Origin of the sequence: Novosphingobium taihuense, from assembly GCF_007830315.1 — a bacterium.
GTDB lineage: Bacteria > Pseudomonadota > Alphaproteobacteria > Sphingomonadales > Sphingomonadaceae > Novosphingobium > Novosphingobium taihuense.
The window spans coordinates 1-24,748 of record NZ_VLKJ01000013.1; the positions used below are offsets into that span (position 1 = coordinate 1).

Sequence of the window (24,748 nt, forward strand, 5' to 3'; positions counted from 1 at the left end):
CCCAAGGACAGACAGGACAACCCAGGGCTGATAGCACGGCGCCGAACCCTGAGCGACGCTGCGGATGCGGAACCCGCCATGATTGTGCGACAGTGTCAGCACAAACGACAGGTTCTTTTCACGCAGCCGCTTGCCAGAAGCCAAGGCAGCCCGCGAGCCGCTGCCAAGGCTTCGTCCTGTCACACATGTCCGCCCTCAGGCTGAGCCGATCAGGGGTCCGGAACCGCCCCCCGGCCACTCGCAGCCGGTCCCGCGCCCTTCCCGCGCGTGCCACAACGGCACCGCACCGGTCGCGCGATCTGTGCTTTCCCACCGGCGTTACCGTCCGCATTCGCCAGCGGATGAGCCACTGCATAACCATTGGCGTCCCCGCGAAGGCGGGGACCTCAGTGGTGTTCCGGAACATCAGCGCAAACCGCCCGAGACCCCCGCCTTCGCGGGGGAGCAGGCATGCGCTCAAACGCTCGCGAACCAGATCACATGCTTGGCGCCCTTGCCATTGGTCCGCGCGCGCACTTCCACCTCGTCCACATCGAAGCCCGCCGCCTTCAGCCGCTGGGTGAAGTTCGGGTCGCGCGCGGCTGACCAGATCGCCAGAACGCCGCCGGGGCGCAGCGCGTCCATCGCGGTGCGCAGCCCGCGCATCGTGTAGAGCCGGTTGTTCTTGGTCCGCACCAGCCCGTCCGGCCCGTTGTCGACATCGAGCAGGATCGCGTCATAGCCCGTGCCGCCCACCGAGAGCGCATTGGCCGAGATCACGTCGGCAACGTCGGTCATCACCAGCCGCACGCGCGGATCATCGAGGCAACCCGCTTCCAGTTCCTTCATCGGCCCGCGCGCCCACTGGATGATCTCGGGCACCAGTTCGGCCACGGTCACGTGCGCATCTGACGGCAGCTTCTCCAGCGCGGCGCGCAGGGTGAAGCCCATGCCATAGCCGCCGATCAGCATCGCCGGACGCTGCGCCTTCGCTATCCGCGCCCAGCTTTGCGTGGCCAGCGCGATTTCCGAGCCGTTCTGCCGCGTGCTCATCAGTTCGTTGTGCCCGAGCACGATCATGAAATCGCGGTCGTGCCTGTAGAGCTTCAGCTCTTCGCCATCGGGCACCTGCGCGGTGCCGAGAAGTTCGCGTGCAATCATGCCTCGCCCTAGAGCGCGGGAACCGCAGGGACAAGGCGCACGTTGTCAGACCCGACGGTTCCGGAGAATGACAATGCACAAGTTGATGCTAATGGCCGGTGTCGCCGCTCTCGCGGCAAGTGCCCCGGCCCTCGCCCAGGGCAATGGGAACGGCAACGGCGGCGGAAACCAGGGTGGCGGTCCGGCGAAGGCCGAGAAGATGGACCGCGGCGGCCAGAAGGGCCCTGACAAGGCCAAAGGCCCCGAAAAGCGCGCGGAAATGGGCCCCGACAAGCAGCGCGGCAATCCGGGCAAAGGTCCTGACCGCGCAGACCGCCCGCAAGACATTGAGAAAGCCGAGCGGCAGGTCTTCCGTAATAACGATCGCCGCGATGCCGTCCGCCGAGACGACAGCCCCGCCAACCGCGACGTCGTGCGCGTCGCCAGCCGCCAGTGGCAAGACGGCCGTTATCGCTATGACGACAGCCGCTATCTGATCCCCGTCTCCGCCAACTGCCCGCCGGGCCTTGCCAAGAAGAACAATGGCTGCCTGCCGCCGGGCCAGGCGAAGAAGCTGGCCGTCTCGCGCAGCTGGGGTGATTGGTATCCGGTCCGATACCTCGGCAACGATTATGACTGGCGCTACGGCAACGGCTATATCTACCGCGTCGGCAACGGAGGGCTCGTGTCGGGTCTCGTGCCGCTGCTTGGCGGAGCTTTGTTCGGCGGGCAGGTCTGGCCCACCCAGTACACCGACTACGCCGTGCCGACCTATTACGACCGCTATTACGGCTTCGACGATGGTTACGACTATCGCTACGCCCAGAACGCGATCTTCGAGGTAAATCCGCAGTCGAACCTGATCGAGGGCATTGCCGCGCTGCTGACCGGCGATACTTGGGCGGTCGGCCAGCCGATGCCCGCAGGCTACGACTTCTACAACGTGCCCCCCACCTGGCGCGACCGCTATGCCGACACGCCTGACAGCATGTACCGCTACAGCGATGGCTACGTCTACGAAGTCGACCCAACCACGCAGCTGGTCCGCGCCGTGATCGAACTGATCGCCTGATTTCCACCCAGAATTCAAAGGGTATCTCGATGGTACGCCATACCTTTTTGGGGACCGCGATGGTCGCCACGCTCATGCTCGCGGGCTGCGGCAAGAACGACGCATCGCCTGACGCGAAAGGCAGCGCCACTGTTGCCGAGGCATCGTCCAAGGACCTGTTCGATGCGCTCGATGACAGCAGCGATCTTTCGGAGTCCGCCAAGCTGGTCAAGGCGGCAGGCCTTGAAAAGACCTTCGAGGGCGTCGGCAGCTACACGCTGTTCGCGCCCACCAACGCGGCTATCGAGGCGCTGCCAGAGGCCGACCGCAAGGCGCTGGAAAGCAATGAGGGCAAGGTGCAACTCCTCGCGCTTGTTAGCCAGCACCTCTCGCCCGGATACGTCGCCAAGTCCGACATGGATCAGGGGCTCGAGCGCGCCAAGGGCACCGTCCGGCTCGCCAGCCTCGGCGGCCAGCCGCTGACGCTTACGCGCGAGGGTGACGCCATCCGTCTCGGCAGCGGCGAGGATGCGCCAAAGCTCGTCGGGGAACCGATCGTGGCGCGCAACGGCGTGATCTATCCGATCGACCGCGTCCTGCCCGCCCCGCAATGAGGCACTTGGCGGATTGTTCTGCCATGAAAGAATCGGACAAGAATTGCAGCAGGGCGGTGCAACTGCGCGGGCAAATCGCGGTTGCACCCCTTAACTGATCAGTTAATCTCTCGGGCAAAGGCGGCATGAGTCCGCTTATGAACGAGAGGACGAGGCCGGTGCACTTCCACCCCAAGTACCACGCCACCCGCAACCCTGACCGCCCCGCCGTGATCATGGGCGGCAGCGGCGAGGTCATCACCTATGCTCAGCTAGAGGCGCGGTCGAACCAGTTTGCACAGCTGCTGCGCGCGCGCGGATTGCAGATCGGCGACACCATTGCCCTGTGCCTCGAGAACCGGGCCGATTTCTTCGCACTCGCCTGGGGCGCACAGCGGGCTGGCCTGGTCTACGTCGCCATCTCAAGCCGCCTCGCCGCGCCCGAAATCGCATATATCGCGCACGACAGCGGCAGCCGGCTGCTGATCGGCTCCGCCTATACCGCGACCGTGCTCGACGAGGTGGCAAGGCTCGCGCCCGAAGTCCCGCAGTTGCGCTACGACACCGAGGGTCCGCTTTCCCTTGACGCAGCGCTCGATGCCCAACCGGCCACGCCCATCGCAGACGAGCGTGCAGGCTGCGACATGCTCTATTCGTCCGGCACCACCGGCAAACCCAAAGGCGTTCGCGTCCCCCTTCCCGAAGATCCCGAGATCGGCGGGGTCAATGCGCTGATCGGCATCGCCGCCCAAGCCTTCGGCATCACCGGCGATGCCATCTACCTGTCGCCCGCGCCGCTCTATCATGCCGCCCCCTTGCGCTGGTCGATGACCATCCACCGCATGGGCGGCACCGTCGTCGCGATGGAAAAGTTCGATCCCGAACACGCGCTCGAACTGATCGAGAAGTACAAGGTAACCGACAGCCAGTGGGTGCCGACCCACTTCGTCCGCATGCTCAAGCTGCCAGACGAGGTTCGCACGAAGTACGACACCTCAACGCTCAAATGCGCGATCCACGCTGCCGCGCCCTGCCCGGTCCCGGTCAAGCAGGCGATGATCGCATGGTGGGGCCCGGTAATCCGCGAATACTACGCCGGGACCGAAGGCAACGGCTTCACCTTCGTTTCCAGCGAGGACTGGCTGCAGCGCCCCGGCTCGGTCGGGCGCGCGATCCTTGGCACGATCCGCATCTGCAACGAGGACGGAGACGAAGTACCGCCGCGCACCGAAGGCCAGGTCTTCTTCGAGGGCGGCAACCCGTTCACTTACCACAACGACCCCGACAAGACGCGCGACGCCACCAACAAGCACGGCTGGACCAGCCTTGGCGATGTCGGCTGGGTCGACGAGGACGGCTACCTGTTCCTGACCGACCGCAAGAGCTTCATGATCATTTCGGGCGGTGTGAACATCTATCCGCAGGAGATCGAGAACCTGCTCGTCACCCACCCAAAGGTGGCGGACGTCGCCGTGATCGGCGCGCCCGATCCAGACATGGGCGAAAAGGTCGTGGCGGTCGTCCAGCCGCGAGACATGGCCGAGGCGGGCCCCGCGCTTGCGGCGGAACTTGCCGAGTGGCTGGGGCCCCAGCTCTCGCGCGTGAAGATGCCACGCCAGATCGATTTCCGCGCCGAACTGCCGCGCGAACCCACCGGCAAGCTGTTCAAGCGCCTCCTGCGCGATGAGTACAAGCAGGCTTACGAAGCCGCACAAACCGCCAACGCCTGACCCATAAGGACCGGAACCCATGGCCAGCCTCCCCCTCGTCCCGCCCGAAGTCGGACGCGCGGTGATCGACCCCAAGTCCTATGGCGCGTGGGACCCTCTCCTCGACCAGTTCGACGCGCTCCGCTCGACTGCACCGGTCGCGCGCGTCGTCGCGCCGCAGGACGAGCACGAGCCGTTCTGGCTGGTCTCGGGCTTTGACGAGGTGATGAAGGTCAGCAAGGACAACGTGACATTTCTGAACAACCCGAAGTCGGCAGTCTTCACCCTGCGCATCGGCGACGTACTGGCCCGCTCGATCACCGGCGGCAGTCCGCATCTGGTGGATTCGCTCGTCGCGATGGATGCGCCCAAGCACCCCAGGCTGCGCCGTCTGACGCAGGACTGGTTCATGCCCAAGAACCTGTCGAAACTGGATGGCGAGATCCGCAAGATCGCCAATGAGTCGATCGACCGGATGCTGGCCGCAGGGTCGGAAGGCGATTTCATACCGCTCGTCGCCGCGCCCTATCCGCTCCACGTCGTCATGCAGATCCTCGGCGTGCCGCCGGAGGACGAGCCGAAGATGCTGTTCCTGACCCAGCAGATGTTCGGCGGGCAGGACGAGGATCTCAACAAGTCCGGCCTCAAGGACCTGCCTCCCGAACAGATCTCGCAGATCGTCGCGGGTGCCGTGGCGGAGTTCGAGCGCTACTTTGCAGGGCTCGCCGCCGAGCGCCGCCGCAATCCCGGCGACGATGTGGCAACGGTCATCGCCAATGCCGTGATCGACGGCGAACCGATGAGCGACCGCGACACCGCCGGGTATTACATCATCGTCGCCAGCGCGGGCCACGACACCACTTCGGCCTCATCCGCCGGTGCCGCCCTCGCCCTTGCCCGCGACCCCGACCTGTTCGCCCGCGCCAAGGCCGACCGCAGCCTGCTGCCCGGCATCGTCGAGGAAGCGATCCGCTGGACCACGCCGGTGCAGCACTTCATGCGCACCGCCGCGCGCGATGTGGAACTTGGTGGCCAGCAAATTGCCGAAGGCGACTGGCTGATGCTCAATTACGTGGCGGCAAACCATGATCCGGCGCAGTTCCCCGAGCCGCGAAAGTTCGATCCCACGCGCCCGGCCAACCGCCACGCGGCCTTCGGCGCAGGCTCGCACCAGTGCCTCGGCCTGCACCTCGCTCGCCTCGAGATGCGCGTGCTGCTCGACGTGCTGCTCGATCGCGTCGACAGCCTTGAGCTTGCCGGAGAGCCTCGCCGCGTGAATTCCACCTTCGTCGGCGGATTCAAGGCCCTGCCGCTGCGGTGGAAGGCCACGTAAGCGCTCCACCTTTGGGCCATGCCTGACCGGTCAGTGCCAGTCTGACCGTTGGGCCTTACTGCGCCTCGTCTTCGCGTGCGTTGAGCTTGGCCCACAGGCCTTCGGTCCCGGCCTCGGTCGCCTTGTTCACGTATTGCGAGGCGACCAGCCAGCCCTTGAACGGGCGCAGCGTGGCAAGGCACCCGATGCCGAGGATCGGCACCGACGTCAGCACATGGACCCACCACGGCGGCGCATAGGCAACCTCGAGCCAGACCGCGAAGAAGGTCAGCGGGAAGGCAGTGATGCACAGCGCGAAGAACGCCGGACCATCATCGGCGTTGGCAAACCGGTAATCGAGCCCGCACGTGGGGCAGGTCTTCTGCAGCTTGAGCCAGCCCGCAAACATCGGCCCCTTGCCGCACTTCGGGCACAAGCCCTTCAAGCCGCAACGAAAGATCCAGTCGAACTTGGGGTTCTGGGTAAAGAAGGCCATAGAGTGGCTCTAAACCTTGGGGACTGGAACGCAAGGGCACGACAAGCGTATGATCGTTCGGTGACATCCCCCCTGACCCTTTTCCGCGCCCGTTTCCTCGACGTGCTCGCCTCGATCTACCTCTACAACGAGCATCGCGGATACACGTCGCTTGATCGCGTGATCGAGGCGGTGCGTGTGCGGTGTCCCGATGATCCGGGGTTCATCGCCGCGATCGAGAAGCACCGCGGGGACGAGCGCAAGCATTACGTGATGTTCAAGCGCTGGTTCGAATTGCGTGGGGTCATGCCGCTCGCGGTTGACAGCACCTGCGGGCACATCGACCGGTTCATCTTCAAGGTCTTCGGCTGCTCCATCGACGAGCTTGATACGCAGGGCGTGATCGCCAGCCCCGATGCCTTCGAGAAGTTGTGCCGCGTGATCATGCTCACCGAACAGCGCGGGATGCGGCAGGTCGAGATCCTGCTGGAGAACAGCCACGTCCGCTCGGACAAGGCGATGAAGCGGATATTCGAGGTCGTCGAAAAGGACGAGCCCGACCACTGGATGCCCTATGAGGCCTGGCTCGACCGGCAGGGCCGCACCAAGGCGAAATGGCGCGAACGCTGGGCCGATTACTGGATTCACAAGTCGCTGATGCTGGTGAAGCTGCCCAGCCTGTTCCTGCGCCGCTCGACGCCGCGGATGGCCGCTTGGCCCGATGCGGGCGAGCGTTAGACAGCCAGCGCTTCGCGCGTTACTCTCCCGTTCGGGAGAATTTGATGGTCGGGGCAATCGAGGACCGCAGGCCCAGCCTGCTATCGCGGATCGTGCGCAAGGCGCTGGTCACGTTCTATCGCATGCGCGGTTGGAAGGCGCATGGCACGCCGCCTGCGGACGGCCGCTGCGTGATCATTGCCGCGCCGCACACCTCCAACTGGGACTTCCTCTACTTCATCGGGTTGACCGAGGACCTGGGCCTCAAGCCGCACTTCATGGCCAAGGACAGCCTGTTCCGCTGGCCACTGGGCGGCTTCATGCGCGACATGGGCGGGGTTTCGATCAACCGTTCGGCGCGCCGCAACGTGGTCGATGCGATGGTCGAGGAGTTCGCCCGGCGTGACCGCTTCATGCTGACCATCGCGCCCGAAGGCACGCGGAGTGCAGTCGGCCAGTGGCGCAGCGGGTTCTATCACATCGCGCTCAAGGCCAAGGTGCCGATGGTCGTGGGCATGATGGACTATGGCACGAAGACCGGCGGCCTCGGCCCGGCCATCTGGCCATCTGGCGATTACGAGGCCGACATGCGCAAGATCTTCGAAGTCTACCGCAAGGTCACGCCGAAGCATCCCGGCCGGGGCCTGACCGAAATGCCGGAGATTTCCGATGCCTGATACGCTGCTCCTCGCCCTGCTGATCAACGTCGCGATCCTAGCGGTCGGCATGGGGGTGCTGTGGCGCGTGGCAGTGAAGATCGGCGACGTCAGCTTCATCGACGCGGTGTGGGGCGGCGGCATGGGCGTGCTGGCGCTGGCCTCGTGGCTGCATGTGAGCGGCGGTCCCGGCGAGCGGGCGAGCCTGATCGCAGGCATGGCGACAATCTGGGCGGCGCGGCTGGCGTGGCACCTCTACACCCGCTGGCGCGGCCATGGCGAAGACCCGCGCTATGCCAGGATGCTGGGCAAGGCCAAGGCGAAGGGCGAGTTTGCGTCGGCCGCGCTCAAGTTCGTCTTCGCCCCGCAGGCGCTGCTGCTGTTCATCACCTGCCTGCCTGCGCAACTCGGCATCCTCGCCAGCGGAAGACCTGCGCCACTGGGAGCGCTGGCCTTGGCCGGAGCCGCGCTGTGGCTGGTCGGCATCGTGTTCGAGGCGGTGGGCGATGCGCAGCTGAACGCCTTCCGCGCCGATCCCGCCAACAAGGGCCGCGTGCTCCAGACCGGCCTGTGGCGCTACACCCGCCACCCCAACTACTTCGGCGACGCCTGCGTCTGGTGGGGCATCTGGCTCGCCGCCGCCGACGCCGGCCTGTGGGTCGCGCTGGCGAGCGTGATCGGGCCGGTGTTCCTGACCTTCACGCTGACGAAGTGGTCGGGCAAGCCGCTGCTGGAAAAGGGCATGGAAGAGCGACGGCCGGGGTATAGGGAATACGTCGAGCGGACTTCGGGGTTTGTGCCTTGGTGGCCGAAGCGGGGGTGAAATGAGCAAACCACGATGGCTGAGCAAGCTTCTCGAACGCAGACTGTTCTGGGTGGCGACCGGCGCGTTTGCATCAGCCATCGCAATGCTCTCTGCGCAAGCGATCGACAGGCTCTATCTCAACGAACCGGAAGAGTTAGTAATACGAGGAGCAAACCTGAGCGAGAAACTGAAAACCGAACTGATCGAAACAGTTGGAACGTGTTTGGGACGTTTTGATCTGGATACTGGCCCGCATGACTACAGCGTGCATATTCCAACGAATCGCCTCGGGAAAAAGGACTACGAGTGTCTCCTGAGAAAGGGCACGGGGATTGGGGAATTCGTTAAGGTGGAGGAGGCCTACCAGGTCGTTCCAGGTACCATCTGGGTAGGTTCGGGCTGGACCATCGAGAGACCGCTCCCGTCACCCTGAACTTGTTTCAGGGTCCATCTCTTACCACGAGTGGCTGCTGGATCAGCGACATGGATCCTAAAACAGGTTCAGGATGACGACCTTAAAGTGGTTGGGAAGTTTACCCCTTAACCACCCCCGCCCGCACCTCCTGCGGCACCGTGCGCACCGGCACGGCCTTGATCCAGCTTTCCAGCGCGTCGATGTCGGTCGGGCCGGTCACCGTGTCGGGCTTGCCCACGAAGCCCGAAAAGCCATCGCCGCCGAGGCCGAGGAACCCGTTCACCGTCACGCGGTAGGTCTTCGCCATGTCCAGCGGCTTGCCTTCGAGCGTTATCGAGACGATGCGGTCACCCGCAGGCCGCGCCGGGTCGTAGCGGAACTCGAAGCCCGCTGACGGCGCCAGCGCCTGCTTCGGGCCGGTATCGTCCAGCCCCTCTTCCAGCACCGCCTTGATCTGCGCGCCGGTCATGCTTTCCGTGACCACGTTGTTGCCGAAAGGCTGGCACAGGTAGATGTCGCCGAAGGTCAGCGTGCCGTCCGCCGCCGGGACCAGCGGGGCGCGGATGCCGAAGGGGTTCATGAAGGCGATCTGCGCCCCCTTGTCGCGCGTCGCGCCCAGTTGCGCATCGGCGATGAGGTTGCCCAAGGGGCCGCCCGCGCCGCCTTCCGCGCCTTCGTTCTTGGGCGCAGGCCGGTCAATCTTGCCGATCGGGCGCTGGGTATATTCCTTCGAGGCCTCGACATATTTCGCCACGTATTGCGCGATGTCGGCCCTCGGCTGGAATTGCGGGAACAGCGGCGTATTGCCCAGCGGCCCACGCGTGGAGGTGTAGGGCACCGACTGCACGATCACGTTTTCGGCCCGCTTCGAAACCACGCGCCCCGCCACCGGATCGATCTGCAGCGTGATGTCGGTGACGAGTTCACCATAGACGCCCGCGCTGGTCAGCAGGAAGGGCTTGGCCGGGTTGATCTGCGCGTAATCGCAGACATAGGCCCAGTGCGTGTGGCCGGAGACGACCACGTCGACCCGCGTATCCAGCCGGTCGAGTATCGGGCGGATGTCTCCGGCAAAGTTCTCGCACCCTTGCGGGTTCGGATCGCCCTTGGTCCGCCCGCCTTCGTGGATCAGCACGACGATGGCGTCCGCGCCCTGCGCCTTGAGCAGCGGCACGGCAGCGTTGATCGTGTCCGCCTCGTCCGCGAAAGTCAGGCCCTCGATGCCGGTCGGGTTGACCAGATTGGGCGTGCCTTTCAGCGTCAGCCCGATCACGCCAATGGTGACGGCGGACTTGCCGCTGCCAAACGTCTTGAGCCCGGTTGCCGGAAACAGCGTCGAGCCATCGGCCCGCTTCGTGCTGGCGGCGAGGTACTTGAAGGTTGCGCCGGTGAACTTCTCAAGCGCGCAGGGTTCCTTGGCGGTGAACTTCTCGCACCCGCCGTTCTGCTTGCGCAGGAGTTCCTGCTGGCCATTATCGAATTCGTGGTTGCCCACCGCGTTGAAGTCTACGCCGATGCGGTTCATCACGCCGATGGCCGGCTCATCCAGATAGAGCGAGGAGGCGAGTTGCGAGGCGGAGATCATGTCTCCGGCCGAGACCGTCATCGAAAGCGGATGCCTGGCCCGGATTGAATCGATGGCCGAGGCAAGCCACGCCGCGCCGCCCGCCGGGACCGGCACGATGCCGCCCTTGCCATCGGCCACGTTCACCGCCTGGCGCGGCGGTTCAAGGCTGCCGTGGAAATCGTTGATGCCGATGATCCCGACTTCGACCGGCCCGGCGCTATCGGAGACCGCCATCGGCGTGGCGCAGGCACCCAAGAGCCCTGACAGGGCGAGCGGCAAGAACAGGCGAGCGCGAAGCAGCATCGTAAGAGCGACCTTATCGTAACGGGTGCAACCGGTTAAGGCTCGCCTAGCCCATCGGTGTTGCGCTTTGAAGGCCGTATCTGCGTGTCGCGACTTCGCATGAGGCTGGCACGCTTATCCTGCAGCCCCATTGTCTGGTGACCCGCGCCTCCCTACAATGCACCCAAGGCCCAGACTCAGGACGCGCGACCGCCATGGCACAGACCGGAACCGACCAAGACGCGACCCGCAGCCGGCTCGTCGAAATGGCGCAAGGCATGATCGAGGAGCGTGGCGCGGTCGGGCTTAGCCTTTCCGAACTCGCCGCCCGCGCCGGAATCTCGCAGGGCCACCTCTCGCGCTATTTCGATAGCCGCGAAGAGCTGATGGAGGCGATTGCCGACCACTGGTTCAAGCCGATGGCCGACATCATGGAAGACGTGCTGGCAAGCGACCTGCCGCCGCGCCGGAAGATGTACGAATTCTTCGCCCGCCGCTTTGTGGTGATGAGGAAGAAGTGGGAAGCCGACCCGGTCAAGCTGCAGACCTATATCGAAGTCGGCAACGAGAACTTCGAACAGGTGCGCAGCTATATCGATCTTGCAGACCACTATCTTGGCGAGATTATCGGCGAGGCCATGAGCGACGGTCATTTCACCGGGCTCGATGTTGACGAGACGATCAGCCTGATCAACCAGATGTGCGCCCCTTACTGCGCACTCAACACCATGACCATGTTCATGGAGCGCCTGAACGAGGACAAGCTGGCGCGGATCATCGACGCCGTGTTCGATGGCCTGTCCGCGCAGGACCGCGGCGCGCGCGCGGTCACCGGGCTGCGCGCGGCCTGACGATCAGGCGCACCAGTCGCTGCGCCGCCCCTTCCAGTGCTCGGCGAGGCCCTCGGCCTCCAGGATTGCGCCAAGGCTCCGGCCTTTTCGCGTGACCACACGCAGCGCGCGACCATAGCGATCGGTCTCGCGCCCGTTCGCTTCCAGCGCGAAGGGTCCGGCGTTCAGCAGTTCGACCAGACGCCGCGTGGCGCGCTTGCCGAGCTCCGCTTCGGCGGCACAGCCGGGCTGCGAGGTTTCGGGCGTGTTGATATCGGCAATGCGGATCTTGGTGCCCTCGAGCCAGAAGGTGTCGCCATCGACGACGCAGGTCACGCGGGGACCGGGTGCGCAGACGTCGAAGCGCGCGCGGGCAGTGTCCGGCAAGGGGGATGAGGCGAACGATCCGTCCGGGATGGCGAGAGGAGCCGCGAAGCCAAGCGTCGCGGCAAGCAGGCAAGTCCATTTTTTCATTGGCAGAATCTGCAGAAGACGAGCGACAGCCGCGCCTCCGTAGGAGCACGTTCAGTGTTGAGCCTCAGGAGGAGGACTCAGGGTAACCACTGGCTAACCAGATGCTGCCAGAATGGTTCCATGTTCGGCCCGCGCATCACAACTGTCTTTGCCAGTCGCTGGCGCGCCCTGTGGTGGGCTGCGTCCATGCTTGTCCTGGCATGGTCGCTCGTTCCCTCGGCAGACGAGGATGGCGGCGCCAAGACCACGAAGGCCAAGCCGGCCCACGCCGACCCCTGGGCCAAGGATGCTCCAGCGCAGGGTGTGGGGGCTACTTCCCCGTAAACAGGAAGCCGACCGCCGCCATGATGCAGGCGAAGGCGGCAAGGTGCCGCCAGTGCAACGGCTCCTTCAGCACGACGACCATGAATACGCCGAACACGACCAGCGCGATGGCCTCCTGCGCGATCTTGAGCTGGCCCGCGCTCCAGCCATTCAGCGTCCCGATGCGGTTGGCCGGCACCGCGAGGCAGTATTCGAACAGCGCGATGCCCCAGCTGATGGCAATGACCAGCATGAGCGGACGCGCCTCGACCGCCTGCGCCCCGCCCCGCACGTGCCAGTACCACGCCGTGGTCATGAACAGGTTGGAGAGCACGAGGAGCAAGACGGTGGTCATGGGCGCGTATGTCCGAAGGAAAAGGGGGCGGGACGGGGTCCTTGGCTGAATCTTAACGCCTTCGCCGTAAAAAACCCGCGTCTTGTCGAGGGACCGCATCGCATGGCTGAGACCAAATCAACCTATCGTTTCGCTGCCATGCTGCTCGTTGGCAGCGTGCTTGCTGTTGCAGCGCTGGTGGTTACCGGACTCGAGAAAGCGAAGGCTCCCTCGGACCAAGCCAGCATCGCCGCAACTGTTGCCAAAGCCGATGACGAAGATTTCAGGAAATGGGCCGACGAAGGCGATGTCGCCGACGGCAAGGGGCGGCTGATCGGCGAGATAGAGCACAACGGCAAGATGGTCGAACTGCGCGAGCTGCCGAGAAATGTCGATCCCGACGGCCCGCAGCCCGACGACGCCGAACCGCCAGCCGATTCCGGCCCGGGCGATCCGGCAATCAGGGCGGAGCAATAGTCCGCGAGAGGACTCAGTCGTCCTCTCGGCCGTCCTCGCCGTACATGCCTTCCTCGTCATCGTCGCTGCGCTCGCCGCGATAGGCGCTCATGTCGATCCGGCCTGAACTGACCATCTGCTTCATGTGATCGACGAGGTCGGGCATGTCGTCCTCCTCGTCGCCAGATCCGCGAACCTTGTCGCCGAGGTCCTGCTCGCCCAGCACGCTGGTGGCGCGCGACAGGGCCTCGTCGGCCACGGTCTGCGCCTGGGTATCACCGTCTTCCTGTTCGGTGTTGACGGTCTCGGGCGGGGAATCGTCGGCTACGGGAAGCGGCTTGCGGGTGTCGGTCACGGAAAGTCTCCTTCGAGGGAGACTACGCCCTGACCGACCGCCCGTTCCGGATCAGCGGGTAGGAACCGGCACGTCGCCCGAATAGTCGTAGAAGCCCCGGCCCGTCTTGCGGCCGAGCCAGCCCGCTTCGACATACTTCTGCAGCAGCGGTGCGGGGCGGTACTTCGGGTCGCCGGTCGAGGCGAGGTAGATCTTCATGATCTCGAGCAGGGTATCGAGCCCGATGAAGTCCGCCAGTTCCAGCGGCCCCATCGGATGGTTGAGCCCGAGCTTCACGCCCTTGTCGATATCGACGATCGAGCCCGTGCCGCTACCGAGCACGAACGCCGCCTCGTTGATGAAGGGCACGAAGATGCGGTTGACGATGAAGCCCGGCTCGTCCTGCGAGAGCACGATTTCCTTGCCGATGTCACCGACGAAACCGCGCACCGCCTCGATCGTGGAAACCGACGTGGCTAGGCCGGGGATGACTTCGACCAGCTTCATCAGCGGGACTGGATTGAAGAAGTGGATGCCGATGAAGCGTTCCGGATCGGGCGAGGACACGGCCATGCGAGTGATCGGAATCGACGAGGTGTTCGACGCCATGATCGCGTGGGAGGCAAGGTGCTTGCCCGCAGACTCAAAGATCCTGTGCTTGATGTCCTCGCGCTCGGTCGCCGCTTCGATCACCAGATCGGCTTCGGCAAGCGCGGCGTGATCGGAGAAGCTGTGCAGGTTCGCCACGGTCGAGGCTGCGAGCGCGGCATCGACCTTGCCCTTTTCGACGAGCTTGGCGAGGCCCTTGGCGATCTTGTCGCGCGCCTTGTCAGCCAGTTCGATCGAGACGTCGCCGAGCAGGACCTTCATGCCCGCCTGCGCCGATACCTGCGCAATGCCCGAGCCCATCTGCCCCGCGCCGATCACTGCAACCGTCCTGATCATCTGGAAGTCCCCGCCTGTGAATGAGATGCGAGGCGACTAGCGAGGCGCGGCACCCAAGTCCACCTGATGCTAGCGTGAGGCGTGTTCAGGGTTAGCGCGAAGCGCCGGGCACCCAGAGCGGATCGTTGCCGGCATTGGTGGCGCGAGCGAGCACGAACAAATAGTCCGAAAGGCGGTTCAGATAGGCCAGCACCTGCGGATTGACCATTTCCGCGTTGTCCAGCTCGACCGCACAACGCTCGGCCCGGCGTACCGTCGCGCGGGCGATATGGATGCGCGCGGCGGCTTCGGACCCGCCGGGCAGGATGAAGCTGGTCAGCGGAGGCAGCGATTCGTTCAGCGAATCGATGGCCGCTTCGAGCCATTCGACCTGGCTTGCCACCACGCGCAGGACCATTTCCGACGGGGTGAAGTCCTCACCTGGCGTGGCGAGGTCCGCACCGAGATCGAACAGGTCGTTCTGGATGCGCTGCAGGTTGCGCGCGGTCGTATCGGAGGCGACAACGGCAGCGAGCCCGATCATGCTGTTGGCTTCGTCCACCTCGCCGATTGCCTGCATCCGGGCATCGTGCTTGGCGCGGCGCGAACCATCGACGAGGCCGGTGGTGCCATCGTCGCCCGTGCGCGTGTAGATCTTGTTGAGCTTGACCATGATCGGAGCGCCTCGCGGCTCAGCGCGAAAAGGCGAGCAGGATCGCGACCGTCAGCACGGCAAGGCCCTGGAACTTGATGCGGTTGAACATCATCTTGTTCTGCAGAAGCTGGTTCGCGGTTGCGCCCTGCGCGGGATCGCGGTTCAGGTCTTCCTTGGTGCTGTTCAGGAACGCGATGATTCCGCGCACGAGCGACACGACCGTCATAACGGTGAAGACGATGATCAGCGTGATCAGGACATAGTTCATGGGCACTGATCTATGGCGTCGGACAAGGAAATACCAGTGTCAAATAGGGTAGCGCGCACCTCCGCCGCGACCGCGCGTCCGTCCTCTCCGGCGCGGCGGCGATCGGCCAGCGCAGGCGCGTCGCGGCGCTTGGCCAGCTTGCGCCCGTCGCTCTCGACCAGCACGGGATGATGGTGCCAGACCGGCACCGGCAACCCGAGCAGATGCTGGAGCAGGCGATGGATGTGGGTGGCGCGGAACAGGTCGACGCCGCGAGTCACGTGGGTCACGCCATCAGCGGCATCGTCGAGCGTGGCGGCAAGGTGGTAGCTGGCGGGCGCATCCTTGCGCCACAGCACCACGTCGCCGAACAGTTCGGGCTGCGCGATCTGCACGCCGTGGCGCTCGTCGGTCCATTCGAGCGGGCCTGCCAGCAGCGTCGCCTGCTCCATGTCGAGCCGCCACGCCACTTCCGGACCCGGTGTGGGGCCACGGCGCAGGCAGGTGCCGGGATAGAGCGGACCGTCAGGGCCATGGGCCACGGCAGCGGCGGCGACTTCGGCGCGGGTGCAGGTGCAGGGGTAGAGAATGCCCATCGCGCGCAACTCGTTGGCAGCGGTGCGATAGCTTGCGATGCGCGAAGACTGCGGGGCAACTTCGCGGTACTCCAGCCGCAGCCAGTCAAGGTCATCGCGGAACTCTGCGGCCAGTTCGGGGCGCGAGCGGGCTCCGTCGATGTCCTCGATCCGCAACAGGAACTCGCCCCGATCGCGAATCGCCCGGTCATGCGCGACGATTGCGGAAAACGCATGCCCCAGATGGAGCGGTCCGTTGGGACTGGGGGCAAAGCGGGTGACGGTCATCGTTCAATGACCTAGCGCGTGGCCGCGCCGGTTGGAAAGCCCGTCAGAAAGGGATGCTGCCCATAAACAAAACGGCTGCCCCGCAGGGGCAGCCGTTTTTGTGGTATGTCGTGCATTCCTGGTCCTTGGCCCGGCCAAAAGCCGGCCTGCCAACCCGCTATCAGGCGAGAGTGGCGGTCCACATCAGGCTGCTGAGACCAGCTGCCATGATGATGGGAAGCGCGATCGCGGTAAGCTTGCGCATGGTGTACCTCCTGTTGTGGTTCACCTTGCAGGTCATCCTCCCAGTTCGTGTTCATCCGGCAGGGTGGGCTGGAAGCATCGGAACTGGGGGTGCAAATACGCCGATATGCGTATGCTGCAAGTGCGAACGGGGCGTTTGCAGTTGCATGTAACGCAACTGTCACATTTCGCCGCACATCTGGACAGAAAAGCCTGCTGCCACTATCGGCCAGCCATGAGCATCCAGCCTTCAGAATCGATCCTGATCGTCGACTTCGGCAGCCAGGTAACGCAGCTAATCGCCCGCCGCGTGCGCGAAGCCGGGGTCTATTCCGAGATCGCGCCGTTCACCCAGGCCGAAGCCGCGTTCCACCGGATGAAGCCCAAGGGCATCATCCTCTCCGGATCGCCCGCGAGCGTGCCCGCAGACGGCAGCCCCCGCGCCCCGCAAGTGCTGTTCGACAGCGGGCTGCCGATCCTTGGGATCTGCTACGGCCAGCAGGTGATGAGCCACCAGCTTGGCGGCAAGGTGGAGCCCGGCGATTCGGGCGAGTTCGGCCGGGCCTTCCTGACCGTTACCGAACCTTGCGTGCTGTTCGATGGCCTGTGGAAAGAGGGCGAGCGCCATCAGGTGTGGATGAGCCATGGTGACAAGGTCACGCAGTTCGCACCCGGCTTCCGGATCGTCGCGGTTTCCGATGGCGCGCCGTTTGCCGTCATCGCGAACGACGAGAAGAAGTACTACGGCACCCAGTTCCACCCAGAAGTGGTCCACACGCCCGATGGCGGCAAGCTGATCGCCAACTTCGTGCGCCACGTCTGCGGCTGCAGCGGTGACTGGAGCATGGCCGAGTTCCGCCGCACCAAGATTGCCGAGATCCGCGAGCAGGTGGGCAGCAGCCGCGTGATCTGCGGCCTTTCGGGCGGCGTCGATTCGGCGGTGGCCGCAGTGCTGATCCACGAAGCCATCGGTGACCAGCTGACCTGCGTCTTCGTCGACCATGGCCTGATGCGCATGGGCGAGGCCGAGCAGGTCGTCTCGCTCTTCCGCAACCACTACAATATCCCGCTGGTCCACAAGGACGTCTCGGCGCTGTTCCTCGGCGGGCTTGCCGGGGTCACCGATCCCGAAGCCAAGCGCAAGTTCATCGGCAAGACCTTCATCGACGTGTTCGAGGCCGAGGCCAAGCAGGTTGGCGGCGCGGACTTCCTAGCGCAGGGCACGCTCTACCCCGACGTGATCGAATCGGTCAGCTTCACCGGCGGGCCTTCGGTCACGATCAAGAGCCACCACAACGTCGGCGGTCTCCCTGAGCGCATGAACATGAAGCTGGTCGAACCGCTGCGCGAGCTGTTCAAGGACGAAGTGCGCGCGCTGGGCCGTGAACTGGGCCTGCCCGACATCTTCGTCGGCCGCCACCCCTTCCCCGGACCCGGCCTTGCCATCCGCATCCCCGGCGAAGTCACACGCGAACGCTGCGACGTGCTGCGCAAGGCCGATGCGATCTACCTCGAGGAAATCCGCAACGCCGGGCTCTACGATGCGATCTGGCAGGCCTTTGCCGTGCTGCTCCCGGTCAAGACCGTGGGCGTGATGGGCGACGGGCGCACGTACGACAACGTCTGCGCCCTGCGCGCCGTCACCAGCACCGATGGCATGACCGCCGACATCTATCCGTTCGATGCCGGCTTTCTCAGCCGCGTGGCGACGCGCATCGTCAACGAGGTCAAGGGCATCAACCGCGTGGTCTATGACTACACCAGCAAGCCCCCGGGCACGATCGAATGGGAGTAAGCATCCGCGCAGCCACCGCGGCCGACCGTGAAGCGACGGTCGGCCTCTGGGAAGCTGCCGGACTGACGCGCCCGTGGAACGATCCGCGCGCCGATTTCGACCTCGCGCTCGCAACGCTGACCTCGACGGTGCTGCTGGCGGACGATGACGATGCGCTGATAGGCAGCGTGATGGTCGGCCTCGACGGGCATCGCGGCTGGGTCTATTACCTCGCCACCGCACCCGACCGCCGCGGGCAAGGCGTCGGCCGCACGCTGATGAGTGCCGCCGAGGACTGGCTCAAGACGCTCGGCAGCCCCAAGATCCAGCTGATGGTGCGCGGCGACAACGCCATGGCGCGCGGGTTCTATGCCGCGCTGGGATATGAATTGCAGGAAGTGGTGACCTTGGGCAAGCGGTTACAGGCAACTTGACCAAGCCCCTTGGCCAAGGCATCCTTGCGCCATGACCATCCATGTCAACATCGGCGAAGCCAAGACCCGCCTGTCCGAACTCCTTGCTGCTGCGGCGCGGGGCGAAGAGGTGGTCTTGAACAAGGCCGGCGTCCCTTTTGCGACACTGGTACCGACGCCTGAAGCGCTGGCCATCGCCCGCGAAGCCCGTGTGGCAAAGAGGCAGGCCGCGTTCGGTTGCCTTGCCGAGAAGTACAAGGACCAGCCCCGCACAGCGTTCGACATACCGCCTGCGATGACCGACGCGGACTACGAGGAACGGGCCGGGCGCAAGTTCGGCTGATCAGCAATGACGCACTGTGCCATGAAGCTGCTTATCGACACGCACATCCTCGTGTGGATCGTGCTTGACGATCCAAGGCTGAGCGCAGCCCAACGCGCAGTGCTGTCGGATCCTGACAACGACATCATCCTCAGCGCAGCCAATGCCTACGAACTCGCGCATCTTCAGCAACTCAGGCGCATTCCGCTTGAGGAGCCGATCGACAAGCTTCAGGAACTGGTCGGTTTTGAGCTGGAGGATCTCCCCGCACTTGTCTGGTCGAAAGTCGTCGATCTGCCCGACATCCACCGCGATCCGCTTGACCGACTGTTGGTGGCCCATGCGTTGGTAACGGGAATGACGCTCGTCTCGGCAGATGAATGCATTCGCCGCTACCCGGTGACGGTCGTCTAAAGTTCTAGATCGCCACGAACTTCCCCGCCGCGCGGTCCTTGCGGACTTTCAGCCCGTCGAACACCTGCCCGCTCATCGCGATCCACACGCCGGGGGCGGCGACCTGCGCGGTGGCGAAGGCCATGCCGAGGTTAAACGGGGCGTCGGTCTCGGCAAAGCGGGCGGGGGACAGCGCGCCGGTCAGCACGATGGTCTTGCCCGCAATTGCGCTGAGTACCTTGGCAGTTTCGGTCATCGTATCGGTGCCGTGGGTGATCACGACATGCCTTTCCGGTGCTTCGCGCACGGCAGCGGCGATCAGGTCACGGTCGGCGTCCGTGAGTTCGAGGCTGTCCTTGCGCATCAGTTCCATGACGCGGAACGGCAGGGCGACGCGGGCCTGCTCGATCAGAGCAGGGATGCCGCTCTCGACGATCTGGTACTCGCTGAGCGCGTCGAAATAGGCCTTGTCGATGGTGCCGCCAGTGGTCAGCACGAGGATCGGTTCTTGCTTCATGGCCAGAGCCTTAGCTGACTGAACCCACTGCGGCCAGAGGCAGGACCTAGTGACCGGGAGGTGGCGGCGGCGGGGGAGCGGAGCCGGTAGTCTGGCTTGGCAGCGACTGTCCGCCCGGAAGCGTTCCACCGCCCGGAGCACCGCCGCTGAAGGCCCAGCCCTGCTGCGGCGCTGGCGGGCCCATCAGCCCGCGCGGGTTGGGTCGCGGCGAAGGATCGGATGACGGTCCGGCCGATTCGCGCGGTGCTGGTGGCACGGTTGCGGCCAACTGCGGTTCAGGCGCGGAAGTTGGGGCTGCGAGAGGTGCGGGTTCGGACGGAGAAGTGAGCACCGATGCCGCCTTGGCAGGCGCCTGGGAATGCGCTGCAGGAGCCGATGCCAACCGGGTCTCGGGCGCGGCAGCAGGCGCGGCCTGGATCGGTGCGGGCGCGTTCTCGCGCTGGGCCATCATCGGTGCGGGAGCCGACGTCGGCCCGACCTGCTGGCCGGATTGGCCGATCAGCACCACGGCGGCAATTGTGGCAGCGATGGCGGCAAAGCCTCCCGCCAGAAGACCACGGCGAGCCTTCACCGGCTGTTGGTCTGCGACGGCTTCAGCGCGAGCCGTATGGAACGGAATGACCTTAGCCGAGACGCGCGGCGCTTCCTCGTGCGACTCCACCGATCCATCTGCGGGAAGCTGCGGAAGCGCAGTCGCCTGCGCCACGATCCGCGCCGTCAGGCCCGGCGGCAAAGCCGGACGGGGCGCACGGGCCAATGCCGCATCAAGTGCCGCTTCGGCCTGCGCGGGTGAGGCAGGAACCTTGCGCGCCATCAGCCCTGCGCCTCGAGATCGGCGCACGAGACATCGCGCGCCTCTAGCAACGTACGCATCTGTCGGCGCGCCCTGAACAACAGCGATTCCATGGCCTTGATATTGAGATCAAGCACCTGTGCTGCAAGGGCGTTCGAAAATCCTTCGTAATAACAGAGCACTAAAGCAGCGCGATAGCGTTCGGGCAGGTCCGCCAACGCAGCCGCCACGGCTTCGGAGGCCTGATCGGCCTCGATTCGCCGGTCCGCAAGAGGAGCCTCGTCTGCGGTATCGGGCACGGTTTCGACCGTGACCACGCGGAAGCGACGCTTGCGATCGAAGCACAGGTTCATCGTCACGCGGTGCAGCCAGCCGACGAGGCCTGCTCCGCTCGGGCTCCAGCGCGGCGCGTTCTGCCACAGCCGCGCAAAGCAGTCCTGCACGACGTCCTCGGCCTCTGCCGTGTCGGACAGCATGCGCATCGCCACCCGATAGAGCGCGGGCGAATGGCGATCGACAAGCATGGTGAAGGCCTCGACCGACCCGTGCGCAACCTCGCGCATCAGCGCCGCATCGTCGAGCGCCTCGCGATGGATCGGGTCTGTTGCCGCGACCAGGCTGTCATCAGCCTGGACCGCTTCCGGACGCACGTCGCCGTAGAACGTCACGATTACCTGCCGTTTTCGCACCATTGCCTCTGCGCACGGGCTGCGCAGGGAACAGCCCTGACTGCCGGTTCCCGGGTGAACGCCAGATTTACGGCCCCAGGGAGAAAGATCTTTCATCAGTTTTTCACGCGAGACGCGAAGGGTTGCGCCGAGATCCCCGTTAGGTGCTGCGGAGGCAACCGGCTGTCATGGCCACGAGTCCTCCGACCTGTCGATCGGACAGCGGGGCTCCCCCCCGTCGTCCGCTCACTGGGCCCGCGTCGACCGCACCCCGGCGCGGGCCTCCTTTACCGAATTCATGAGGGGTTTATGGACCGTCTTCGCAGCACCACCATTCTGTCGACGCTGACCGGAGCGTCCATCGCTCTGGCCATGCTGGCCCCTGAGGCCGCGCTTGCCGACACCACCGTCAGCACCAGCACGACCACGCCGCTCAAGACCTCGACCGCAGGGAACGTGACCGTCGCCAGTGGCGGCACGATCACGCTGGCCACAGGTGGCACCGCCGTCACTGTCGATTCCAACAACACCGCCACGGTCGCTTCGGGCGGCACGATCACCAACACCGGCGGCAAGGACAACGACGCTGGCATCGTGATCCAGGCGGGGTCCAACAGCACCGTCACCAACGGCGGCACCATCACCGTGACCGAGAGCTTCAACGGCCCGGATACCGACAACAACGGGGTGACCGACGGTCCGATCGCTTCGGCCAGCAACCGCTACGGCATTCTCGTAGGCGCTGGTGCGACCACGACCGCGACGATCAAGAACACCGGCACGATCAATGTGGAAGGACTCAATTCGGGCGGCATGGTCGCCAAGTCCAACCTTACCGGCAGCGTCTCGAACACCGGCACGATCAAGGTCATCGGCGACAACAGTGTCGGCATCGGCACCAAGGGCGTTTCAGGCAACGTGACGGTGGAAGGCACCGTCGCGGTTGTCGGTGCCGGAGCGCAGGGACTCGTGGTTGGCGGCGACGTCGGCGGCGCGGTCCGCATCCAGGGCGCGATCTCGCAAAGTTCGAGCTACACCAACGATGCAGGCAATTCGAAGACACTCTCGCGCACCGACCTGCGCACCGGCAAGGCCGCGGTGGAGATCGGCGGAAGCGTTGCGGGCGGCATCCTGCTCGATGCAGCCCCCTACGACCTCGACAGCACCAAGACCGACGAGGACAACGACGGCGTCGCCGACGCCTCGGAAGTGACTGGTTCGATCACCTCGGTCGGCAACAGCCCTGCGCTGCTCGTGGGTGCGGCGAACGACATCGTGATCGGCAAGGTCAAGGGGCGCGACGGAGAGTTCTCGCTGGCGCTGGACGGCAACGTCTCGGCCAGTTCGGTCTACAGCAACACAGATGCCTATGCCGTCGTGATAGGTGGCAAGGGCGGCGCGGTGTCGATGGCCAACGGCATCGGCGTTTCTGGCACGATCACCGCAACCAGCGTCGACCAGAAGGCCGTCGGCATCCTGATCAATGAGGGCTCGACCGTGCCCAGCCTGTCGAACAGCGGGACGATCAAGGCGGTCCTGTCCTCGCCCGGCGAAGGCGCGGCCTACGCCATCCAGGACAAGTCCGGCACGCTGACCACGCTCAACAACACCGGGTTCATCGCGGTGACCGGTTCGAGCGGCGACGACCTGCGGGCGATCGATCTGACTGCCAACACCAGTGGCGTGACGATCAAGCAGTACCTCAACGCCATCGACAAGAAGGCGCAGGACGCGGAGAAGGCTGCGAGCGGGTATAATCCCGCCAATCCGACGATCTACACCTCGATCACCGGCAATATCCACACCGGCAGCGGCAACGACGTGCTCGATGTCGCCTCGGGGCGGATCATCGGCAACAGCTTCCTGGGCGCGGGCAACGATTCGGTCCTGCTTTCGGGTGACAGCGGCTACATCGGCAACATCGACTTCGGCAGCGGCACCGCGACCATGGCGATGAGCGACAGCGCTTTCTTCGTCGGCAAGCTTGATCTGGCCGGGAACGCAGGCACGCTTACGCTCGGCGGTACGTCGATCTTCGCAGGCACGCTTGCCAATGCCGGCCAATTGGACGTCACGGTCAATGGTGGCAAGTTCGGCGCAAGCAGCGCGACGACGCTCTCGTTCGACAGCCTGACGGTCAACTCGGGCGGCGCGCTCAACGTCTATATCGACGGCACCACCGGAACTGCCTCGAAGATCAGCGTCAATACCGCGACATTCGCCAGCGGATCGAAGGTCACGGCAACGATCTCCTCGCTCGACAAGGCGGTGGGCAACTACACGATCCTGACTGCCGGAACACTGACCGGATCGCCGGTGTTCGATTCCACCAACACCAAGCTGCCGGTGCTGTTCAACGGCGCAATCAGCCGGGTGGGCGAAACGCTGGTGCTGGCCGTCACCCGCAAGACCGCTGCGCAACTCGGACTCGGCGCACCGCTTACCGCCGCCTATGACGCGATCTACGCGCAAGGCACCGAGTTCAGCAATCTTGGCGCGAGCTTCCTTCAGGTCGAAGACGCCGCGGCGCTCCAAGGCCAGTTCGAGCAGCTCCTGCCCGACTATGCCGGCGGCGTGTTCGATTTCGTCACCCGCTCGGGCCGCATCGGCTCGCGCCACCTGATGGACGACAGCTCGATCTTCGACATCAGCGAAGTGGGCGGCTGGCTGGAACCGATCTACTTCCGCGGCACCAAGGACGCGACCGGCACCGCAGCGTTCAAGGTCAAGGGCTGGGGCCTTTCGGCAGGGCTCGAACGCGACATCGGCGCTGGCTATGCGGGCCTGTCGTTCCTCTACACCAAGGGCGACATCACGACGTCGAACACCCAGAAGACCGATGCCAGCAACTACGAACTCGGCCTGTTCTGGCGGCTGGCGTCAGGTCCGCTCTATGCCTATGCCAAGGCATCGGTCGGACGCGTCTCGCTCGATTCCACGCGCCTGTTCACGGGCGAAGTCAATGGTGCAGCGCTGTCCTACAGCGCCAATGGCCGCTGGAAGGGCTGGACAGTGGGCGGCCAGGGCGGCGTGTCCTACAAGGCCAACCTCGGAGGCAATCTCTCGCTCAAGCCGATGGCCAAGTTCGACTATTATCGCCTGAGCGAAAAGGGCTTTACCGAAAGCGGCGACGAGGAAATCGCGCTGACCGTGGCAAAGCGCACCTCGGACCTGCTCACCGGCACCGGCAGCCTCACCGCTTCGTGGAGCGCGGGCGAAGTCAACCGCGACGAGCGCCCGCTGACACTGGAAGTCGAAGGTGGCTACCGCGCGCGTCTGGCCGGAACGCTGGGCGACACGGTTGCCAATTTTGCGGACGGCGACCAGTTCCGGCTGGTGGCCGACCGCATGAAGTCCGGCTGGACCGGCGAGGCGCGCGTGCTGCTGGGCGGGATGGACTACACCTGGCAGGTTGCCGGGGGTGCGGAACAGATCCAGGGCGGCGTCGACTATTCGATCCGCGCCTCGCTCAGCGTCGCGTTCTGATCGGAATCTGTCGGGCGACGGTCTGACCGTCGCCCGACT

30 protein-coding genes are annotated in these 24,748 nt (G+C 65.0%); 16 read left to right on the forward strand and 14 right to left on the reverse strand.

Annotation, left to right across the window (positions count from 1 at the left end):
* Both IQ25_RS21235 and IQ25_RS18435 read right to left on the reverse strand, forming a co-directional pair.
* The coding region (locus tag IQ25_RS21235) for a hypothetical protein (protein ID WP_220094562.1) at positions 1-183 on the reverse strand (183 nt) is incomplete at its 3' end.
* Between the two features lie 273 nt (positions 184-456).
* The gene (locus IQ25_RS18435) at positions 457-1,140 is read right to left on the reverse strand and encodes a spermidine synthase family protein (protein ID WP_144907751.1); all 684 of its coding nucleotides are present in this window, start codon (positions 1,138-1,140) and stop codon (positions 457-459) included.
* Positions 1,141-1,213: 73 nt separating this feature from the next.
* On the opposite strand from IQ25_RS18435, the gene IQ25_RS18440 reads away from it, so the two are divergent.
* The 4 genes from IQ25_RS18440 to IQ25_RS18455 all read left to right on the forward strand — a co-directional run bounded on the left by IQ25_RS18440 (position 1,214) and on the right by IQ25_RS18455 (position 5,805).
* Positions 1,214-2,191, forward strand: a complete 978-nt coding sequence (locus IQ25_RS18440) for a hypothetical protein (protein WP_144907752.1) — start codon at positions 1,214-1,216, stop codon at positions 2,189-2,191.
* A 29-nt stretch (positions 2,192-2,220) separates the two neighbouring features.
* A complete protein-coding gene (locus tag IQ25_RS18445) occupies positions 2,221-2,784 on the forward strand; it encodes a fasciclin domain-containing protein (protein WP_144907753.1) in 564 nt (187 codons plus the stop codon).
* Positions 2,785-2,921: 137 nt separating this feature from the next.
* Entirely contained in the window at positions 2,922-4,493 is a 1,572-nt protein-coding gene (locus IQ25_RS18450) for an acyl-CoA synthetase (protein ID WP_181447280.1), read from the forward strand.
* A gap of 19 nt (positions 4,494-4,512) precedes the next feature.
* A complete protein-coding gene (locus tag IQ25_RS18455; protein WP_144907754.1) occupies positions 4,513-5,805 on the forward strand; it encodes a cytochrome P450 in 1,293 nt (430 codons plus the stop codon).
* Between the two features lie 55 nt (positions 5,806-5,860).
* Here IQ25_RS18455 and IQ25_RS18460 read toward each other — a convergent pair whose 3' ends face one another.
* Positions 5,861-6,280, reverse strand: a complete 420-nt coding sequence (locus IQ25_RS18460; RefSeq protein WP_144907755.1) for a DUF983 domain-containing protein — start codon at positions 6,278-6,280, stop codon at positions 5,861-5,863.
* 60 nt (positions 6,281-6,340) lie between these two features.
* Between IQ25_RS18460 and IQ25_RS18465 the strand changes: the two genes are divergently transcribed.
* The 4 genes from IQ25_RS18465 to IQ25_RS18480 are packed head-to-tail and all read left to right on the forward strand — an operon-like array spanning position 6,341 to position 8,870.
* Positions 6,341-6,997 carry a ferritin-like domain-containing protein gene (locus IQ25_RS18465; protein ID WP_144907756.1) on the forward strand — a complete coding sequence of 219 codons (657 nt, stop codon included), beginning with the start codon at positions 6,341-6,343 and terminating at the stop codon, positions 6,995-6,997.
* Positions 6,998-7,041: 44 nt separating this feature from the next.
* Positions 7,042-7,653 carry a lysophospholipid acyltransferase family protein gene (locus IQ25_RS18470; protein ID WP_144907757.1) on the forward strand — a complete coding sequence of 204 codons (612 nt, stop codon included), beginning with the start codon at positions 7,042-7,044 and terminating at the stop codon, positions 7,651-7,653.
* Positions 7,646-8,455, forward strand: a complete 810-nt coding sequence (locus IQ25_RS18475) for a DUF1295 domain-containing protein (protein WP_181447281.1) — start codon at positions 7,646-7,648, stop codon at positions 8,453-8,455. The genes IQ25_RS18470 and IQ25_RS18475 overlap by 8 nt, the downstream gene beginning before the upstream one ends.
* A 1-nt stretch (position 8,456) precedes the next feature.
* Positions 8,457-8,870, forward strand: coding sequence for a hypothetical protein (locus tag IQ25_RS18480; protein WP_144907758.1), 414 nt, complete (start codon positions 8,457-8,459; stop codon positions 8,868-8,870).
* 100 nt (positions 8,871-8,970) lie between these two features.
* Here the strand turns inward: IQ25_RS18480 and IQ25_RS18485 are convergent, their stop codons facing one another.
* The gene (locus IQ25_RS18485) at positions 8,971-10,722 is read right to left on the reverse strand and encodes a bifunctional metallophosphatase/5'-nucleotidase (protein WP_144907759.1); all 1,752 of its coding nucleotides are present in this window, start codon (positions 10,720-10,722) and stop codon (positions 8,971-8,973) included.
* Positions 10,723-10,916: 194 nt separating this feature from the next.
* Between IQ25_RS18485 and IQ25_RS18490 the strand changes: the two genes are divergently transcribed.
* Positions 10,917-11,552, forward strand: a complete 636-nt coding sequence (locus IQ25_RS18490) for a TetR family transcriptional regulator (protein ID WP_144907760.1) — start codon at positions 10,917-10,919, stop codon at positions 11,550-11,552.
* Positions 11,553-11,555: 3 nt separating this feature from the next.
* Here the strand turns inward: IQ25_RS18490 and IQ25_RS18495 are convergent, their stop codons facing one another.
* Complete coding sequence (locus IQ25_RS18495; RefSeq protein WP_144907761.1) at positions 11,556-12,005, reverse strand: thermonuclease family protein; 450 nt, start codon at positions 12,003-12,005, stop codon at positions 11,556-11,558.
* Between the two features lie 120 nt (positions 12,006-12,125).
* Between IQ25_RS18495 and IQ25_RS18500 the strand changes: the two genes are divergently transcribed.
* Entirely contained in the window at positions 12,126-12,329 is a 204-nt protein-coding gene (locus tag IQ25_RS18500; protein ID WP_144907762.1) for a hypothetical protein, read from the forward strand.
* Here IQ25_RS18500 and IQ25_RS18505 read toward each other — a convergent pair.
* Positions 12,316-12,663, reverse strand: coding sequence for a DMT family protein (locus IQ25_RS18505; RefSeq protein ID WP_144907763.1), 348 nt, complete (start codon positions 12,661-12,663; stop codon positions 12,316-12,318). The two genes, IQ25_RS18500 and IQ25_RS18505, sit on opposite strands and share 14 nt — an antisense overlap.
* A gap of 102 nt (positions 12,664-12,765) precedes the next feature.
* Here IQ25_RS18505 and IQ25_RS18510 point away from each other — a divergent pair, with 102 nt between their 5' ends.
* Complete coding sequence (locus IQ25_RS18510) at positions 12,766-13,119, forward strand: hypothetical protein (protein WP_144907764.1); 354 nt, start codon at positions 12,766-12,768, stop codon at positions 13,117-13,119.
* A gap of 13 nt (positions 13,120-13,132) precedes the next feature.
* Here the strand turns inward: IQ25_RS18510 and IQ25_RS18515 are convergent, their stop codons facing one another.
* From IQ25_RS18515 to gluQRS, 5 genes are all read right to left on the reverse strand, one after another.
* Complete coding sequence (locus IQ25_RS18515) at positions 13,133-13,453, reverse strand: hypothetical protein (protein WP_144907765.1); 321 nt, start codon at positions 13,451-13,453, stop codon at positions 13,133-13,135.
* A 51-nt stretch (positions 13,454-13,504) separates the two neighbouring features.
* Positions 13,505-14,377, reverse strand: coding sequence for a 3-hydroxyacyl-CoA dehydrogenase NAD-binding domain-containing protein (locus tag IQ25_RS18520; protein WP_144907766.1), 873 nt, complete (start codon positions 14,375-14,377; stop codon positions 13,505-13,507).
* Between the two features lie 91 nt (positions 14,378-14,468).
* Positions 14,469-15,029, reverse strand: a complete 561-nt coding sequence (locus tag IQ25_RS18525) for a cob(I)yrinic acid a,c-diamide adenosyltransferase (RefSeq protein ID WP_144907767.1) — start codon at positions 15,027-15,029, stop codon at positions 14,469-14,471.
* 19 nt (positions 15,030-15,048) lie between these two features.
* Complete coding sequence (locus IQ25_RS18530) at positions 15,049-15,279, reverse strand: HIG1 domain-containing protein (RefSeq protein WP_144907768.1); 231 nt, start codon at positions 15,277-15,279, stop codon at positions 15,049-15,051.
* Positions 15,276-16,121, reverse strand: a complete 846-nt coding sequence (gluQRS, locus tag IQ25_RS18535) for a tRNA glutamyl-Q(34) synthetase GluQRS (RefSeq protein ID WP_144907769.1) — start codon at positions 16,119-16,121, stop codon at positions 15,276-15,278. Before gluQRS ends, IQ25_RS18530 begins: the two co-directional genes overlap by 4 nt.
* Positions 16,122-16,578: 457 nt before the next feature.
* On the opposite strand from gluQRS, the gene guaA reads away from it, so the two are divergent.
* From guaA to IQ25_RS18555, 4 genes are read left to right on the forward strand one after another with little or no spacing between them, the layout of a single operon-like run.
* A complete protein-coding gene (gene guaA / locus IQ25_RS18540) occupies positions 16,579-18,138 on the forward strand; it encodes a glutamine-hydrolyzing GMP synthase (RefSeq protein ID WP_144907770.1) in 1,560 nt (519 codons plus the stop codon).
* Positions 18,129-18,551 carry a GNAT family acetyltransferase gene (locus IQ25_RS18545; protein ID WP_144907771.1) on the forward strand — a complete coding sequence of 141 codons (423 nt, stop codon included), beginning with the start codon at positions 18,129-18,131 and terminating at the stop codon, positions 18,549-18,551. The genes guaA and IQ25_RS18545 overlap by 10 nt, the downstream gene beginning before the upstream one ends.
* Positions 18,552-18,582: 31 nt before the next feature.
* Positions 18,583-18,873 carry a type II toxin-antitoxin system Phd/YefM family antitoxin gene (locus tag IQ25_RS18550; RefSeq protein WP_144907772.1) on the forward strand — a complete coding sequence of 97 codons (291 nt, stop codon included), beginning with the start codon at positions 18,583-18,585 and terminating at the stop codon, positions 18,871-18,873.
* 21 nt (positions 18,874-18,894) lie between these two features.
* On the forward strand, positions 18,895-19,266 hold the full coding sequence (locus IQ25_RS18555; RefSeq protein ID WP_158637794.1) for a type II toxin-antitoxin system VapC family toxin: 372 nt from the start codon (positions 18,895-18,897) through the stop codon (positions 19,264-19,266).
* Between the two features lie 4 nt (positions 19,267-19,270).
* On the opposite strand, the gene IQ25_RS18560 is transcribed toward IQ25_RS18555, so the two are convergent.
* The 3 genes from IQ25_RS18560 to IQ25_RS18570 are packed head-to-tail and all read right to left on the reverse strand — an operon-like array spanning position 19,271 to position 21,223.
* Positions 19,271-19,762, reverse strand: a complete 492-nt coding sequence (locus IQ25_RS18560) for an asparaginase domain-containing protein (RefSeq protein WP_144907774.1) — start codon at positions 19,760-19,762, stop codon at positions 19,271-19,273.
* A 46-nt stretch (positions 19,763-19,808) separates the two neighbouring features.
* On the reverse strand, positions 19,809-20,576 hold the full coding sequence (locus tag IQ25_RS18565; protein ID WP_144907775.1) for a hypothetical protein: 768 nt from the start codon (positions 20,574-20,576) through the stop codon (positions 19,809-19,811).
* Complete coding sequence (locus IQ25_RS18570; RefSeq protein WP_258537071.1) at positions 20,576-21,223, reverse strand: RNA polymerase sigma factor; 648 nt, start codon at positions 21,221-21,223, stop codon at positions 20,576-20,578. Before IQ25_RS18570 ends, IQ25_RS18565 begins: the two co-directional genes overlap by 1 nt.
* A 309-nt stretch (positions 21,224-21,532) precedes the next feature.
* On the opposite strand from IQ25_RS18570, the gene IQ25_RS18575 reads away from it, so the two are divergent.
* Complete coding sequence (locus IQ25_RS18575; protein WP_158637795.1) at positions 21,533-24,709, forward strand: autotransporter outer membrane beta-barrel domain-containing protein; 3,177 nt, start codon at positions 21,533-21,535, stop codon at positions 24,707-24,709.
* Positions 24,710-24,748: the final 39 nt, after the last annotated feature.

Bases quoted from the DNA above. Each gene is read 5' to 3' on its own strand.
- IQ25_RS18560 (WP_144907774.1), bottom strand. From the start codon at position 19,762: ATGAAGCAAGAACCGATCCTCGTGCTGACCACTGGCGGCACCATCGAC.
- IQ25_RS18475 (WP_181447281.1), top strand. From the start codon at position 7,646: ATGCCTGATACGCTGCTCCTCGCCCTGCTGATCAACGTCGCGATCCTA.
- IQ25_RS18555 (WP_158637794.1), top strand. From the start codon at position 18,895: ATGAAGCTGCTTATCGACACGCACATCCTCGTGTGGATCGTGCTTGAC.
- IQ25_RS18545 (WP_144907771.1), top strand. From the start codon at position 18,129: ATGGGAGTAAGCATCCGCGCAGCCACCGCGGCCGACCGTGAAGCGACG.
- IQ25_RS18505 (WP_144907763.1), bottom strand. From the start codon at position 12,663: ATGACCACCGTCTTGCTCCTCGTGCTCTCCAACCTGTTCATGACCACG.
- IQ25_RS18440 (WP_144907752.1), top strand. From the start codon at position 1,214: ATGCACAAGTTGATGCTAATGGCCGGTGTCGCCGCTCTCGCGGCAAGT.
- IQ25_RS18490 (WP_144907760.1), top strand. From the start codon at position 10,917: ATGGCACAGACCGGAACCGACCAAGACGCGACCCGCAGCCGGCTCGTC.
- gluQRS (WP_144907769.1), bottom strand. From the start codon at position 16,121: ATGACCGTCACCCGCTTTGCCCCCAGTCCCAACGGACCGCTCCATCTG.
- IQ25_RS18525 (WP_144907767.1), bottom strand. From the start codon at position 15,029: ATGGTCAAGCTCAACAAGATCTACACGCGCACGGGCGACGATGGCACC.
- IQ25_RS18455 (WP_144907754.1), top strand. From the start codon at position 4,513: ATGGCCAGCCTCCCCCTCGTCCCGCCCGAAGTCGGACGCGCGGTGATC.
- IQ25_RS18530 (WP_144907768.1), bottom strand. From the start codon at position 15,279: ATGAACTATGTCCTGATCACGCTGATCATCGTCTTCACCGTTATGACG.
- IQ25_RS18450 (WP_181447280.1), top strand. From the start codon at position 2,922: ATGAACGAGAGGACGAGGCCGGTGCACTTCCACCCCAAGTACCACGCC.
- IQ25_RS18510 (WP_144907764.1), top strand. From the start codon at position 12,766: ATGGCTGAGACCAAATCAACCTATCGTTTCGCTGCCATGCTGCTCGTT.
- IQ25_RS18485 (WP_144907759.1), bottom strand. From the start codon at position 10,722: ATGCTGCTTCGCGCTCGCCTGTTCTTGCCGCTCGCCCTGTCAGGGCTC.
- guaA (WP_144907770.1), top strand. From the start codon at position 16,579: ATGAGCATCCAGCCTTCAGAATCGATCCTGATCGTCGACTTCGGCAGC.
- IQ25_RS18470 (WP_144907757.1), top strand. From the start codon at position 7,042: ATGGTCGGGGCAATCGAGGACCGCAGGCCCAGCCTGCTATCGCGGATC.
- IQ25_RS18435 (WP_144907751.1), bottom strand. From the start codon at position 1,140: ATGATTGCACGCGAACTTCTCGGCACCGCGCAGGTGCCCGATGGCGAA.
- IQ25_RS18480 (WP_144907758.1), top strand. From the start codon at position 8,457: ATGAGCAAACCACGATGGCTGAGCAAGCTTCTCGAACGCAGACTGTTC.
- IQ25_RS18445 (WP_144907753.1), top strand. From the start codon at position 2,221: ATGGTACGCCATACCTTTTTGGGGACCGCGATGGTCGCCACGCTCATG.
- IQ25_RS18565 (WP_144907775.1), bottom strand. From the start codon at position 20,576: ATGGCGCGCAAGGTTCCTGCCTCACCCGCGCAGGCCGAAGCGGCACTT.
- IQ25_RS18520 (WP_144907766.1), bottom strand. From the start codon at position 14,377: ATGATCAGGACGGTTGCAGTGATCGGCGCGGGGCAGATGGGCTCGGGC.
- IQ25_RS18550 (WP_144907772.1), top strand. From the start codon at position 18,583: ATGACCATCCATGTCAACATCGGCGAAGCCAAGACCCGCCTGTCCGAA.
- IQ25_RS18460 (WP_144907755.1), bottom strand. From the start codon at position 6,280: ATGGCCTTCTTTACCCAGAACCCCAAGTTCGACTGGATCTTTCGTTGC.
- IQ25_RS18495 (WP_144907761.1), bottom strand. From the start codon at position 12,005: ATGAAAAAATGGACTTGCCTGCTTGCCGCGACGCTTGGCTTCGCGGCT.
- IQ25_RS18500 (WP_144907762.1), top strand. From the start codon at position 12,126: ATGTTCGGCCCGCGCATCACAACTGTCTTTGCCAGTCGCTGGCGCGCC.
- IQ25_RS18575 (WP_158637795.1), top strand. From the start codon at position 21,533: ATGGACCGTCTTCGCAGCACCACCATTCTGTCGACGCTGACCGGAGCG.